The sequence below is a fragment of the Gymnodinialimonas sp. 57CJ19 genome, assembly GCF_038396845.1.
In the GTDB taxonomy this organism is placed as follows: Bacteria; Pseudomonadota; Alphaproteobacteria; order Rhodobacterales; family Rhodobacteraceae; genus Gymnodinialimonas.
Map to the genome: position 1 here is coordinate 1,222,662 of NZ_CP151587.1, position 13,501 is coordinate 1,236,162.

The window sequence follows — 13,501 nt, forward strand, 5'->3', positions numbered from 1 at the left end:
GTGATCCGAGAAGATCGGGCCGATGGCACGATGATCCTGCGTGCGCGGGCTGACCTTGGAGATATCGCTGAACGTACCACAGATTGGTTGGAGCATTGGGCCGTTGAGACCCCGGACACGGTGTTTCTGGCGGAACGCTCGGGCGACGGCTGGCGTGAAGTCAACTACCGCGAAGCGCGCGACACAGCCCGTGCCATTGCCGTTGGATTGCTGGATATCGGCGTGGGACCAGACCGCCCGGTCATGGTGATTACGGGCAATTCGGTCGCCCATGGGCTGCTGGCATTGGCGTGCCAATATATCGGGGCGCCCATCGTGCCCGTGGCCGAGCAATATGCCGCCATTCCCGCGGCGCGGGGGCAGATTGACTACATCGCCTCGCTCATCCAGCCGGGGGCTGTCTTCGCCGAAGATGGCGCGGCGCTGGCCGATGTCTTTGCCCGCGATAGCCTGCACGGCGTGCAACAACTGATGGCGACAGGGCCGGGCCTGACGCTGGACGCCCTGGCACAACGCGGCGGCGATCTGCGCGGCGTTTCTGTCGGCCCCGATACGGTCGCCAAGATCCTGATGACCAGCGGCAGCACCTCGGCGCCCAAGGGGGTGAAAACCACCCACCGGATGATGTGCGTGAACCAAGCGCAAATTGCCATGGGCCTGCCGTTCCTGAAAAGCCGCCCCCCCGTGTTGGTGGATTGGCTGCCTTGGAACCATGTCTTTGGCGGCTCTCATAACTTTAACATCGTGCTGGCCAACGGCGGCACCATGTATATCGACGGCGGCAAACCGGTTCCCGCGCTGATCGGCGAAACGGTCGAGAACAACCGCCTGAAACAGGGCACGATCAGCTTCAACGTCCCCGTGGGCTTCGCCGCGCTACGCGACGCGATGAAGGATGACCCGGGCTTTGCCAAAGCGTTTTTCGAAGACCTCGACATGCTGTTCTACGCCGGGGCTTCCCTGCCGCAGGACGTGTGGAGCGATCTGGAAAGCATGGCGCTGGACGTTCGCGGCGACCTGCCGTTGTTCACCTCTTCCTGGGGGCTGACCGAAACCGCGCCGGCGGCCATTCTACAGCATGAACCCACAAAGCGTTCCGGCGTGGTGGGCGTGCCTTTGCCGGGGGTCGATGTGAAACTGATCCCCGTGGACGACCGATACGAGGTCCGCGTCAAAGGTCCGTCGATTTTCAACGGCTACCTCGGCGACGCCCAGAAAACCGCCGATGCATTTGACGAAGAAGGCTACTTCAGGACCGGCGATGCCATGGCCTTTGTGGATCCCGATGACATGAACCAAGGGCTCCGGTTCGATGGACGCATCGGCGAAGAATTCAAGCTTGTCACCGGCACATGGGTGCGGGCGGGCGTTCTGCGTCTGAAGGTTCTGGAGGCGCTGAAAGGCATCGCACAGGATGTTGTCCTTGTGGGCGAAGGGCACGGCGAAGTCGGGGCGTTGATCGTACCTACCCAAGGGCTCCGAGACGGCGCCATTGAAGAGGCGGGCGCCCTGCTGACCGATGCCGATTTCGCTGGGTTATGCGGATGGTCAGGCGGCTCTGCCGCGCAGATCAAGCGAGTCTTGGTGATGGCGGAGCCGCCGGACATCGCAGACGGAGAGATTACCGCGAAGGGCAACCTGAACTTTGCGAAACTGAAGTCACGCAGGGCAGATTTGATAGAAAGCCTCTATCAAGGTGGTCCGGGCGTCGTTGTGTTGGGAGACAGCTAATGGCCTTCATTCCATATGGTGCCTATTGGGCCACCCCATTTGCGCGCTGGCAAGGAACGCTGGCGCATTTGAACTCGGTCGAGTTCGCCGCCCATGTGTGTCGGTCCGAGTTGGGCCGGATGAACCTGACGCCTGACACATTTGATTTTGCCGCCTTCGGTCAGACCGTTTTGCAACCGGGCAGCTTTTATGGCGGGCCGTGGTTCACGGCGATGGCAGGGGCCGAAGGCTTGGCCGCGCCGATGGTGTCACAGGCCTGCGCGACGGGCGCACGTTTGCTGTCCACGGCGGTGGGCGAATGCCTGCAAGGGGCGAAACAGGCGTTGTTGGTGTCCGGGGACCGAACCTCCAACGGGGCCCATGTCTACTACCCCGCCCCCCAAGGGACGGGCGGCACCGGGACGTCCGAGAACCTGGTTCTGGATAGTTTTGGCCATGACCCCTGGGCGCGGAATGGGATGCTCCAGACCGGAGAAAACGTCGCCGCGCGTGAAGGGATCAGCACGGAAGAGCAGCACGATCTGGTGGTGACGCGGCGCGGGCAATACGACGATGCCTTGGCCGATGACCGTGCCTTTCAACGCCGCTATATGCCGGTTCTGGAAGTGCCGGACGCACGGTTCCGCAAGACCGTCGCCACGCTGGAAACCGATGAGGGCGTGGAGCCGACGGACCCCGACAAACTGACCCGTCTGCGGCCCGTGTTGCCTGACGGCACAATCACCTTTGCCGGGCAGACCCACCCGGCTGATGGCAATGCTGGCATGGTAGTGGTGGCGGACCGCGAAAGGGCGCAGGAGATCAGCTCGGGCCCGATTGTCGAGATTCTGGCCGTGGGGCAGGGCCGCGAAGAAAAGGGCTACATGCCCGCCGCGCCGATCAAGGCGGCGGCCATGGCGATGGAGCGGGCCGGGATCAGCATTGATGGGGTCGACACGATCAAATCCCACAACCCTTTTGCGGTGAATGACATCGCGTTCGCCCGTGCCTACGGGATTGATTGGCGGAGCATGAACAACTTCGGCAGCTCCCTTATCTGGGGTCACCCGCAGGGACCAACGGGCCTGCGGGCGATGATCGAGATGATCGAGGAATTGAACATGCGCGGCGGTGGAACAGGACTGTTCCAAGGTTGTGCGGCGGGGGATTCCGCCATGGCCGTCGTCTTGCGGGTTGGCTGAAGCCATGGGCGCGGCGGTGAGGGCCGCCGCGCCACTTCAAGGCATTAGCGGACCTTGATGGGCAACGATGACCAGCCGCGAAAGCGTGCCAGTCCCAACCGTTCCCCTGTGTTGGTACGGGCGAGTTTCGGGAAACGTTCAATCAATCCACCCACGGCGATACGCCCCTCCATCCGCGCCAGCGACGCGCCAAGGCAGACATGGATGCCGGTGATAAAGGCGATATGGGGGTTGGGCTTGCGGGCGATGTCAAAGCGGTCGGGGTCTGCAAAAACCTCGGGGTCACGGTTGGCCCCGGCAATTGACGTGTGGATATAAGTGCCCTTGGGGATCAACGTGCCAGAGGGCAGGTTTATATCGTCGCCCGCCAAGCGGTTACCGATTTGCAGCGGGCTTTCCATGCGCAGGATTTCCTCAAGCGCGGTGCCGATCAGGGTGGGATCATCGCGCAAGCGTCGGTGTTCGCTTGGGTTTTCCAGCAGCAGATCGACCGAGTTCCCCACAAAAGAGGTCGTCGTCTCGTGGCCCGCGTTCAGCAGGAAGATACAGTTCTGGACCAGCTCTTGTTGCGTCAGTTTGCGACCATTGTGTTCCCCGAAAATCAGCGCCTCCAGCACCTCACCTTCAGCGCCAGCATCGGGGTTGTCGCGGCGATGGTTGATGAGGTCATCCAGAACCGCGCCGAATTCCTCTACGGCGCGGTTGCCGGCATCCATCTGTTGCGGCGACACGACCGGGTCCAACGCGCCGAGAATGGCGGTGGAATAGCCGCGCAGTTCTGCCCGGTAGGCTTCCGGCACGCCGAGCATGATCGAGATGATCTCGGTCGGGAGCATCATGGCGAAATCAGCGATCAGGTCCAATTCGCCGAGGTCTTCGACCCTGTCCAGCAGGCGGGCGACGATCCGTTCCACCGCGCGGTCCATTTCTTGCAACTTGCGCGGGGTGAACGCGCCCGAGATCAGCTTGCGCACAACCGTGTGATCGGGCGGGTCGTTGAACACGAGTGAGGTCGTGTGATGCTCTTTCAACGGACATTCGCCGAATTTCTTGCCAAACGCCTCGGTCTTGTCCGACAGCATATCGCGGGACCGGTAAGTGGCGAGGCAATCATCGTGGCGGGTCAGAAAGACCGAGCCATCGGCATTGAGATGCACCGGCGCGGATTGGCGCAGGGCGGCGAGGGTTGCATAGGGGTTTTCAATGAAAGCCGCGTCGATACGGTTGATATCGAACTGTGCCACGTCCAGCATCTTGCCACCTCCCAATGGTGCGGAGAGTATTGCGGTTGGAGGGACGGGCCTGCAAGGGGGAGCTTGGTTAGAGGGCGTTTCGGGTCGCGCTATCTTGTGGCGGTCCCGTACGGTCGATCCGACGGTCCCTGCGGTCGAATTCGGTTTGGTAGAAATGGTCGAGGCTTTGGTGTGGCAGGGGGACATAGGGGCCGAGGTTCCGGGCTGCCACAATCCGGTCGAGCCGGAACATGCGGAAGGCTTCACGTAGCTCGCACCACGCCACAAGCGTCCAGACAGAGCCCCAGAACCAGAGACCGAGGGGGCGCAGGATGCGTTCGGTCGGTGCGCCCTTGTCGTCACGATAGTCGATAGACAGTCGCTCAGGCGCTTGGATGGCGGCCTCCACTGTATCGATGGTAGCGCGGGTTTTGTCGTCGAGCGGGTTGGTTGTCCAAGCTTCGAACCGTAGGCGCTCGGCGCGGGTCCGGGTGGTATCGGGAAGCACAGCGGTGATCTTGTCCAAGGCGCTATCGGCCCCACGGGCCATCGAGGTGCCGCCCCAGGTTTGCAACATCCGGGCGCCGACGCTCAGGGCGACGATCTCTTCTTCGGTAAACATGAGCGGCGGCAGGTTGTAGCCGTCGCGCATCATGTAGCCCACGCCCGCTTCGCCATCTATCGGGACGCCGGAGCCTTGGAGGTGGGCGATGTCGCGGTAGATCGTGCGTTCAGACACCTCCATCGCGTCGGCCAAGGCACGCGCGGTGGTCAGCTTGCCGAGGCGCAAGCGGTCGATAAGGCGGAAGAGGCGATCTGCTCGGCGCATGGGGCAGGATACCTTTGCTTGGCGAGGAGGGGAAGCGGGGGGATGGGTTGGGAAAGTCAGATCAGGTGTCGGATTGGGGGAGGAGACAGCGCAGGAGTTGTATTTGCCAAGACGAAGGGGGGAGCGCGCCCGGCAGAGAGCCAAGCGCGCTTCGTTGGCGGGTTAGGCGTTGGCTTTGAACAAGCCGATGGAGTTCCCGTCGAGGTCACGGGCGTAGAAGAATTGGCCCGGAGGGATTTGCACATCGGGGCTTTCGACCGAGCCGCCGGCGGAGATCACGCGTTCACGGGCGGCATCGAGGCTATCGGAGACGATGAGGTGGATCGTGGCGCCATCGCGGGAGGGTTTGCCGGGGTAGAGGTGACCGCCGATGCCGGGCGTGTCATCGTTGAAGGGGAGCATGGCAATCGGGTTTGGGCCTGCGGTGTCGGTGGTGAGGTTTTTTTGGAGAACGGCGCCGTAGAAGGCTTTGGCGGCGTCCAGGTCGCTTACGGCGATTTCAAACCAACAGGCGGAGTTTTGAGCGGTGTCAGACATTGTGTGTTTCCTTGGTTTCTTGTGTTGATGAAACGGGATTAGCACCCTGCTCCTGACAGCGTTCTGTCAGGAGTGTGTCAGGGCCGTTGCCTGAGAGGAAGGATTGGGAGAGAAAGGGGGTATGGATCGGTTTCTAGCATTGTTGCCCCACGCCCGATTGGTGGTGTTTGGTTTGGGGGTTTTTGGCCCGCTGGCGCTGATGGGCATGCGGGGCGAACGCATTGATGTGCAGGTCGCGGTCGCGGTGTTCGCGGGTATTGCGGCGGGGTGCAGTATTCGGCGCGCACCGGTGGTTTTGCGGTTTGCGGCCATTGTGGCAGCCGTGGGCGCGATGGTGTTTCAGGCAATCGACGTGTTTGGAGAGGCCAGCCAGTGGGGCATAAGCACGGCGCCGGTTCTATGGGCCTTGCAGGGGATGCTTCTGGCCGCGCTGATATATCTGTTATTGTGGAACCAGCGCCAGTTGATGCGGTCTTAAAGATCTAGTTCGGCCATGGGGATGATGGGAAAGAAAGTTTCCCGCGACCAGACACCGAACATAGCGGTGCCCTCGACCGTATGCGCCTCGCCCATATCCACGAGGCGGTAGAAGCTTTTGCGGTCGATCAGCGCCTCGAGCCCGGCGCGGATATGGATGTAGGGGGAGGGCTCTCCGTCCGAGTCACGCTCGACCCGGACCGCATGGCCTTCCCCGGCGGTGACCGTATCGCCGACGTTGGTGGTGAAGGTGATGCCCTCTGCGGTCTGTTCGATATCCACCGCCACGAAGGGCGCATCGACAACGCGGATGCCGACCTTCTCCACCGGGGTGACGAGGAAATACTTCCCGTCCTCCAGCTTCAGGATCGTGGAGAACAGCCGCACCAGCGGTTTTCGGCCAATGGGTGTGCCTTCATAGAACCACGTCCCATCCCGGCGAATCTCCATATCCAGATCGCCGCAGAACTCTGGATTCCACAGGTGAACGGGCGGCAGTTTGCCCTGTTTTGCAGCGTCTTGAGCGGCTTTGAGCAATTGATCGGTCGCGGGTGTCATGGTGTTCGTGTCCTCTCTTGGGCGTCGGGCGCGATAAAATGGGCAATCGAGGCGTTAGTCACGATGAATTGTCCCCCATCGCCTTTTGCCATTTGTGGTCTTCGGAATAGGTCTGTTACCTGTTGGAGCTATATTTATCACCCAAGCGGAGCATTTCCATGGCTGACACCGAATCCCTTGTTGCCGAGATTGAAGCCTTAGGCGCGAAATTGGGAGAGGCGAAGGCCTCGATCGCGGGGCGGATTATCGGCCAGGAAGAGGTTGTGGAACTTGCTTTGGCGGCGATGCTGTCGGGCGGTCACGCTTTGCTGATGGGTTTGCCGGGGCTTGGGAAGACGTTGTTGGTGGACACGCTTTCCACGGTCATGGGTCTGTCGGCCAACCGGGTGCAATTCACGCCGGATCTGATGCCGGCGGATATTCTGGGCTCGGAAGTGTTGGAAACCGCTGACGATGGCTCGCGCAACTTCCGCTTCATCGAAGGGCCGGTCTTTTGCCAGCTGTTGATGGCCGATGAGATCAATCGTGCCTCTCCTCGGACGCAATCGGCGCTGCTGCAAGCGATGCAGGAGCAGGAGGTGACGATTGCTGGCGAACATCGCCCGTTGCCTGCGCCCTTCCATGTGTTGGCCACGCAAAACCCGATTGAGCAGGAGGGGACGTACCCCCTTCCCGAAGCGCAGTTGGACCGTTTCCTGGTGAAGATCGACGTCCCTTACCCCGATCGAGACACCGAGCGCAGCATTTTGATTGCCACCACGGGGACTGAAGAAACCTCGGTCTCTGAGGTGTTTACCCCTGAGGAGCTGATCGCCGCGCAGCGGGTCGTGCGGCAGATGCCCGTGGGCGAAACCGTGGTGGAGATGATCCTTGATCTGGTGCGTGCATGCCGTCCGTCCGAGCCTGACGCCCCGGATGTGGTGAAAAACGCGGTGGCGTGGGGGCCTGGTCCCCGCGCGGCACAGGCGCTGATGTTGACGGCACGGGCAAGGGCGCTGCTGGATGGGCGGCTTGCGCCGTCGGTCGAAGATATCGCGGCGTTGGCGCGGCCCGTGCTGGGCCACCGGATGGCGCTGTCCTTTGCGGCCCGTGCCGAGGGTGCGGTGTTGGAGCAGGTCATCGACGAAGTCACCGCCCGCGTCACGCGGATCGAGGCGGCGGCTTGAGCGAACTCACCCTCCATACGCCTGACAGCCTGCGGTCGCGGTCCGAAGCGGTTGCGGCATCGCTTCCGCCGTTGATGGCGGATGCGCAGCAATTGGCGGCGACGGTGTTGTTGGGGGTGCATGGCCGCAAACGCGCGGGCACGGGGGACGAGTTCTGGCAGTATCGCCCGGCGGAAATGGGCGACAGCTATCGGTCGATCGACTGGCGACGCTCTGCCCGGTCCGATGGGCATTTTCTGCGGCAAACGGAATGGCAGGCGGCGCAATCGGTGATGATTGGCGTCGATGATGCCGCCTCTATGACCTATTCGGGCAGCAATGCGCGGCCCTCGAAACTGCGGCGGGCCCAGACCTTGGCCATGGCGCTGGCCGTGATCGCCGTGCGTGGTGGAGAGAGGGTGGGCCTGACCCATTTGGCAGAGCCGCCCCGTGGCGGGCAGGCGCAATTGCTGCGCATTGCCAGCGCGATGATGGATGGCGGAGATCGGCCCGAATACGGCGCCCCCAAGCCGCAAGTCATGCCAGCGGGCGCGCGCGCGGTGTTCTTCAGCGATTTTCTTGGCGATCCGGCGTCGATTGAAACGGTCCTTGGCCGCGCCGCTGATCGGGGCGTAAAAGGCGCGTTGGTGCAGGTACTTGACCCGGTTGAGGAGGCATTTCCCTTCGACGGGCGCACCCTGTTTGAAAGCATGTCCGGGGCGATCCGGTTTGAGACGTTGAAAGCCAAGTCCCTGCGACAAGAATACCTTGCCCGTCTTGCGGCCCGTAAAGATGCCCTGCGCGAGATGGCCCGCCGAACCGGGTGGCGCTTCCATGTGCACCACACCGACACGCCGGCTGAACCCGCACTGTTGTGGCTTTATCAAACATTGGAGCGCCGTTGATGATTGGTTCGCTCGCCTTCACCTCTCCGCTGCTATTGCTGGCGCTGGTTGCCTTGCCGCTGTTGTGGTGGCTGTTGCGGGCCGTGCCGCCCGCGCCGATCAAGCGCCGCTTTCCGGGCATTGCCCTGCTGCTGGGGCTATCTGATGACGAAAGCCAGACGGACAAGACGCCATGGTGGCTGTTGTTGTTGCGCATGGCGGCGGTGGCAGCGGCGATTGTCGGCTTTGCCGGCCCCGTCCTGAACCCGGCAGAGGACCGCGTCGCGGGGGATGGCCCGCTTTTGATTGTTATGGATAGCTCTTGGGCGTCGGCTCGTGATTGGCCTGCGCGGCTGTCTCGGGCAGAGCTGTTGTTGGATGATGCCGCCCGGCGGGGCCGGGAGGTGGCGGTCGTGCAACTGACCGATTTGCCCGCTTCCGCCCCCTCGTTCCAAGCGGCCAATGCCTGGGCCCCCCGCGTGCCGACCCTGACGCCCGCGCCTTTTGCCCCCGATATGTCCGCCGCTGAGGATTGGGTCGCCGCGTTGGATGGCCCGGCAGAGGTGTTCTGGTTCTCGGACGGTGTCGCCCATGAGGGGCGCGATGCGCTGACTGAGGCGCTCGGCGATTTGGGCGCTTTATCGGTGTTCCAAGGGGATCGCGACTTGATCGCCTTGTCGCCGCCCCGGTTCGAAGATGGCATGGTGCGCGGTGACCTTTCGCGCCTCGGCTCGGGCGCGCCGCGTGACGTGACCGTGGTGGCCCATGGGCTGGACCCTGCGGGCTTGCCCCGTGACTTGGCGCAGGCGGTGGCCACCTTTGATGCAGGCGAGATGGTGGCACAGGTGGCATTTGACCTGCCGCCGGAACTGCGTAATCGGATCACCCGGTTTGAACTTTCTGGTGAACGTCATGCGGGCGCAGTGGCGTTGGTCGATGATGCGCTGCAACGGCGCCAAGTAGCCCTGATCTCGGCAGGCGCTGATGATGAACAGCAGACGCTTTTGTGGCCGCTGCATTACCTGCGCCAAGCCTTGGAGCCGACCGCTGATCTGATGGAAGGTGCCCTGTCGGATGTCCTTTTGGCGAGCCCTGATGTCATCATGCTGGCCGATGTCGCGACCCTTTCGCCGGAAGAAGAGGCGGGGTTGATCGCTTGGGTCGAAAACGGCGGGCTCTTGGTGCGGTTTGCGGGACCACGACTTGCCGGTTCGGACATTGCGCGGGACGAGGCGGGGCCTCTGATGCCCGTGCGATTGCGGATTGGGGGGCGCACCGTCGGCGGCGCGATGTCTTGGGGAGAGCCCAAGGAACTACGCCCGTTTGAACAGGGCTCGCCGTTCTTCGGGCTGGCGATCCCGGCGGATGTGCAAGTGACCAGCCAGGTGGTGGCGCAGCCGGACCCTACCCTTGCAGACCGTACGATTGCATCGCTCTCGGATGGCACGCCCTTGGTCACACGTGCCAACCTTGGGCAAGGGTCGGTGATCTTGTTCCACGTCACGGCAAATGCGGAGTGGTCCACGTTGCCGCTGTCGGGCCTCTTCGTTCAAATGCTGGAACGCTTGGCAGTTTCGACCCGCCCCGTGGCCCCGGAAGCAGCGGATCTGGAGGGCACGATCTGGACCCCGGAAGAGGTGCTGGACGGCTTCGGCGTTTTGCGCGATGCGGGCACGCGCCCGGGCGTGGCGGGGGAAGATCTGGCGACAGCACCCCTGTCGGCCGAGGTCTTGCCGGGGCTTTATTCCGGCGAGGATCGACGCCTGGCCCGCAACGTGATGGCGCAGGACACGGCGCTGGCGGCTGCGCAATGGCCCGCCGATGTGCCGGTTGAAGGCATGTCGGTCACGGTGCCCACGGACCTTATGGCGGCGTTCCTGACGAGCGCCTTGGCTTTGCTGTTGCTCGATGCCCTCGCGGCGCTTTGGCTGGCGGGACGGCTCGGCCGGCTCACACAGGGCGTGGCCGTTCTCGCCGCGTCGATAGTGCTGACCCCACAGGCGGACGCACAGATGACCCCGGCAGAAGAGCTGGCGCTTCTGGCCACGTCGGAAGCAACATTGGCCTATGTTCTGACCGGAGATGAAGGCGTGGATGAGACATCCCGTGCGGGCCTTCAGGGCCTGTCCAACACGCTATACCAACGCACCTCAGTTGAGCCTGCGCCACCCATCGGGGTGAACCTGGAAACTGACGAACTGGCCTTCTTCCCGATGATCTATTGGCCGATCACGGCGGGCCAGGAGATTCCTTCCGCCGCCGCATACCGCCGCCTGAACGACTATCTGCGTGGTGGCGGGATGATCGTGTTTGATACGCGCGACGCCCATGTGGGGGGCTTCGGGTCTGGCACGCCGGAAGGCCGGCGCTTGCAGGTGATCGCGGCACCTCTGGATATTCCGCCGCTGGAGCCGATCCCCGATGATCATGTGCTGACGCGCACCTTTTATTTACTGCAAGACTTCCCCGGTCGCCATCTGTCGCGTGACGTCTGGGTCGAGGCTGCGCCCGCAGATGCGGAACAGATTGAGGGGATGCCGTTCCGCAACCTGAACGACGGCGTTACGCCGGTGCTGATCGGAGGCAACGATTGGGCCGCCGCTTGGGCGCAGGATGACCGGGGCCGGCCGCTCTACCCCGTGGGGCGAGGTCAAGCCGGTGAGCGCCAGCGCGAGATCGCGCTGCGATTCGGTGTGAATCTTGTAATGCATGTGCTCAGCGGCAATTACAAATCCGACCAGGTCCATGTGCCTGATCTGCTCGACCGATTGGGGCAATGATGGCGAACCAGATCCTCTTTGACCCGCATTTGTCGTGGCCCGTGATCTACGGCCTGGGTGCGGCGGTGTTGGTGATCCTTGCGCTGTCCATCTGGCGTGGCTTGGCGGGGTGGCCCTATCGTTTGCTGGCGGCGGCGGTGTTGTTGCTGGCCCTGATAAATCCGTCGTTGCAGTCGGAGGAGAGAGAGCCGCTGTCCGATATCGTTCTGCTGGTCGTGGACGAAAGCGCCAGCCAGCGGATCGCGAACCGCCCCGCGCAAACGGCCGAGGCGCTTGCCGCGTTGGAGGCCGAAGTTGCGGCGTTGGGGATGGAGGCGCGGATCGCCCGCGTGGGCGACGCTGAAGATAACGCGGGCACGCTGCTGATGTCCGAGTTACAGCGCCTGATGGCGGAGGAGCCGCGCGCAAGGATCGCGGGGGCGTTGCTGATAACCGACGGACGGTTGCATGACCCAGAGCTGGTGCCGGATATGCCCGCGCCGATCCATGCGCTGATTACCGGGCGTGACACCGATTGGGACCGCCGCCTTGTGGTGGAAACCGCGCCCGCCTTTGGGATCATCGGCGAAGAGCTGATGCTGACGATCCGCCTGGAGGATCAAGGCGCAGTCCCCGCAGGGCTGGAGGGACGCTCGCAAATTGTGATCGCTGTGGATGGCGGGACGCCGCAAACCTTCACGGTGCCCGTGGGCGAAAGTCTGGAGTTGCCGCTGACGTTGGAGCACGCGGGCCAAAACGTGATCCAGTTTACCGTCCCGGAAGCCCAAGGCGAATTGACGACGCGCAACAACGCCGCCGTGGTGCAGATCAACGGTATCCGCGACCGTTTGCGGGTGCTTTTGGTCAGTGGAGAGCCGCACCCCGGCCAGCGCACATGGCGCAACCTGCTGAAGTCAGATCCGTCGGTGGACCTTGTGCATTTCACCATCCTGCGCCCGCCCGACCGTCAAGACGGGGTGCCGGTTAGCGAGCTGTCCTTGATCGCTTTCCCCACAAGGGAATTGTTCATGGAACGGGTCGATGATTTCGACCTGATTATTTTTGACCGCTATCAGCGCCGTGGCATTCTGCCGATGGTCTACATCGACAACATTCGCCGCTACGTGGAAGACGGGGGTGCTTTGCTTGTGGCGGCGGGGCCGGACTTTGCGGGGGCGTCCTCTCTCTATCGGACGCCACTGGCGGATATCTTGCCGGGTCGGCCTACGGCGCGGGTGATCGAGCAGCCCTATCTCCCCACGATCAGCGAATTGGGGGCTCGGCATCCGGTTACAACGGGGCTGGAAGGCGACCATACGCCTCTGCCGGAAAGCGAGGCTCCTTGGGGGCGGTGGCTACGGCAGATTGAGCTGACGGAACAAGGCGGCCAAACGGTGATGGAGGGCGCCAATGGTGCGCCGCTTCTGATGCTGGACCGCGTGGGGCAAGGGCGCGTGGCGCTGCTGGCCTCGGATCACGCATGGCTATGGGATCGTGGGTATGAAGGCGGCGGTCCGCAATTGGAGTTGCTGCGCCGATTGGCCCATTGGATGATGGGCGAGCCGGACCTGGAAGAAGAGGCGCTGGTGGCCGATGTGGATGGCCAGACCATCACCATCACGCGCCGCACCCTAGCGGATGAGGCGGGTCGCGTCATCGTGACGACGCCGGATGGCCAGCAGCTGGAAGTGATGCTGGAGGAAAGCGCGCCGGGCGCGTTCTCGGCAGAGATTGAGGGTGAGGAACAGGGCCTCTATCGCTTGGTGGAGGGTGATATGGAGCGGGTCATCGCGCTCGGCCCGGCTGCCCCTCGAGAGTTCGAAGTGACGATTGCCGGGGCGGAGCGTCTGGAGCCATTGTTGACGGCCACAGGCGGGCGAGCAGTCCGGCTGGAAGAGGGCTTGCCTGACCTGCGCCGGGTATCGGAGGGCCGAATTGCCCACGGTCGCGGCTGGTTGGGGCTGACCACGAGAGAGGCCTATGTGACCACCGATTTGACGGTGACACCCTTCATCCGCACGTGGATTTTCCTGCTGTTGGCGGGCGGTTTGATGTTGGCTGGCTGGTTGCGCGAAGGACGGCAATAGGGCGCGACTTTACGGGGTTGGTTGGGGTCCCCGCGCTGCGTGCGCGGGGGTCGGTGGCGAGGGGGGAAGCCCCCCTCGCGC

Annotated in this window: 11 protein-coding genes; 7 read left to right on the top strand and 4 right to left on the bottom strand. The window is 63.2% G+C overall.

Features of this window, described 5'->3' with window-relative positions; translation table 11 throughout:
- Both AADW23_RS06135 and AADW23_RS06140 read left to right on the top strand, forming a co-directional pair.
- Complete coding sequence (locus tag AADW23_RS06135) at nucleotides 1–1,731, top strand: feruloyl-CoA synthase (protein WP_341863641.1); 1,731 nt, start codon at nucleotides 1–3, stop codon at nucleotides 1,729–1,731.
- A complete protein-coding gene (locus AADW23_RS06140) occupies nucleotides 1,731–2,912 on the top strand; it encodes a thiolase family protein (protein ID WP_341863642.1) in 1,182 nt (393 codons plus the stop codon). Before AADW23_RS06135 ends, AADW23_RS06140 begins: the two co-directional genes overlap by 1 nt.
- 44 nt (nucleotides 2,913–2,956) lie before the next feature.
- Here the strand turns inward: AADW23_RS06140 and AADW23_RS06145 are convergent, their stop codons facing one another.
- The 3 genes from AADW23_RS06145 to AADW23_RS06155 all read right to left on the bottom strand — a co-directional run bounded on the left by AADW23_RS06145 (nucleotide 2,957) and on the right by AADW23_RS06155 (nucleotide 5,510).
- The gene (locus AADW23_RS06145) at nucleotides 2,957–4,165 is read right to left on the bottom strand and encodes a cytochrome P450 (RefSeq protein ID WP_341863643.1); all 1,209 of its coding nucleotides are present in this window, start codon (nucleotides 4,163–4,165) and stop codon (nucleotides 2,957–2,959) included.
- Between the two features lie 67 nt (nucleotides 4,166–4,232).
- Entirely contained in the window at nucleotides 4,233–4,973 is a 741-nt protein-coding gene (locus tag AADW23_RS06150; RefSeq protein WP_341863644.1) for a YafY family protein, read from the bottom strand.
- A 162-nt stretch (nucleotides 4,974–5,135) separates the two neighbouring features.
- Entirely contained in the window at nucleotides 5,136–5,510 is a 375-nt protein-coding gene (locus AADW23_RS06155; RefSeq protein WP_341863645.1) for a VOC family protein, read from the bottom strand.
- Nucleotides 5,511–5,631: 121 nt separating this feature from the next.
- On the opposite strand from AADW23_RS06155, the gene AADW23_RS06160 reads away from it, so the two are divergent.
- Nucleotides 5,632–5,988: a hypothetical protein gene (locus tag AADW23_RS06160; protein WP_341863646.1), complete on the top strand. Its 357-nt coding sequence runs from the start codon at nucleotides 5,632–5,634 to the stop codon at nucleotides 5,986–5,988.
- Here the strand turns inward: AADW23_RS06160 and AADW23_RS06165 are convergent.
- Complete coding sequence (locus tag AADW23_RS06165) at nucleotides 5,985–6,545, bottom strand: DUF1285 domain-containing protein (RefSeq protein ID WP_341863647.1); 561 nt, start codon at nucleotides 6,543–6,545, stop codon at nucleotides 5,985–5,987. The genes AADW23_RS06160 and AADW23_RS06165 overlap by 4 nt on opposite strands.
- Before the next feature lie 158 nt (nucleotides 6,546–6,703).
- Here AADW23_RS06165 and AADW23_RS06170 point away from each other — a divergent pair, with 158 nt between their 5' ends.
- Genes AADW23_RS06170 through AADW23_RS06185 form a run of 4 tightly spaced genes read left to right on the top strand, consistent with a single transcriptional unit; the run spans nucleotide 6,704 to nucleotide 13,420 of the window.
- Entirely contained in the window at nucleotides 6,704–7,711 is a 1,008-nt protein-coding gene (locus AADW23_RS06170; protein ID WP_341863648.1) for a MoxR family ATPase, read from the top strand.
- Entirely contained in the window at nucleotides 7,708–8,595 is an 888-nt protein-coding gene (locus AADW23_RS06175) for a DUF58 domain-containing protein (protein ID WP_341863649.1), read from the top strand. The genes AADW23_RS06170 and AADW23_RS06175 overlap by 4 nt, the downstream gene beginning before the upstream one ends.
- Nucleotides 8,595–11,354: a DUF4159 domain-containing protein gene (locus tag AADW23_RS06180; RefSeq protein WP_341863650.1), complete on the top strand. Its 2,760-nt coding sequence runs from the start codon at nucleotides 8,595–8,597 to the stop codon at nucleotides 11,352–11,354. The genes AADW23_RS06175 and AADW23_RS06180 overlap by 1 nt, the downstream gene beginning before the upstream one ends.
- Nucleotides 11,354–13,420 carry a hypothetical protein gene (locus AADW23_RS06185; protein WP_341863651.1) on the top strand — a complete coding sequence of 689 codons (2,067 nt, stop codon included), beginning with the start codon at nucleotides 11,354–11,356 and terminating at the stop codon, nucleotides 13,418–13,420. The genes AADW23_RS06180 and AADW23_RS06185 overlap by 1 nt, the downstream gene beginning before the upstream one ends.
- Nucleotides 13,421–13,501: the final 81 nt, after the last annotated feature.

What these genes read in the sequence shown, in the direction of transcription:
- AADW23_RS06140 (WP_341863642.1), top strand. Translation starts at nt 1,731, where the DNA reads ATGGCCTTCATTCCATATGGTGCCTATTGGGCCACCCCATTTGCGCGC.
- AADW23_RS06145 (WP_341863643.1), bottom strand. Translation starts at nt 4,165, where the DNA reads ATGCTGGACGTGGCACAGTTCGATATCAACCGTATCGACGCGGCTTTC.
- AADW23_RS06150 (WP_341863644.1), bottom strand. Translation starts at nt 4,973, where the DNA reads ATGCGCCGAGCAGATCGCCTCTTCCGCCTTATCGACCGCTTGCGCCTC.
- AADW23_RS06155 (WP_341863645.1), bottom strand. Translation starts at nt 5,510, where the DNA reads ATGTCTGACACCGCTCAAAACTCCGCCTGTTGGTTTGAAATCGCCGTA.
- AADW23_RS06160 (WP_341863646.1), top strand. Translation starts at nt 5,632, where the DNA reads ATGGATCGGTTTCTAGCATTGTTGCCCCACGCCCGATTGGTGGTGTTT.
- AADW23_RS06165 (WP_341863647.1), bottom strand. Translation starts at nt 6,545, where the DNA reads ATGACACCCGCGACCGATCAATTGCTCAAAGCCGCTCAAGACGCTGCA.
- AADW23_RS06170 (WP_341863648.1), top strand. Translation starts at nt 6,704, where the DNA reads ATGGCTGACACCGAATCCCTTGTTGCCGAGATTGAAGCCTTAGGCGCG.
- AADW23_RS06180 (WP_341863650.1), top strand. Translation starts at nt 8,595, where the DNA reads ATGATTGGTTCGCTCGCCTTCACCTCTCCGCTGCTATTGCTGGCGCTG.
- AADW23_RS06185 (WP_341863651.1), top strand. Translation starts at nt 11,354, where the DNA reads ATGGCGAACCAGATCCTCTTTGACCCGCATTTGTCGTGGCCCGTGATC.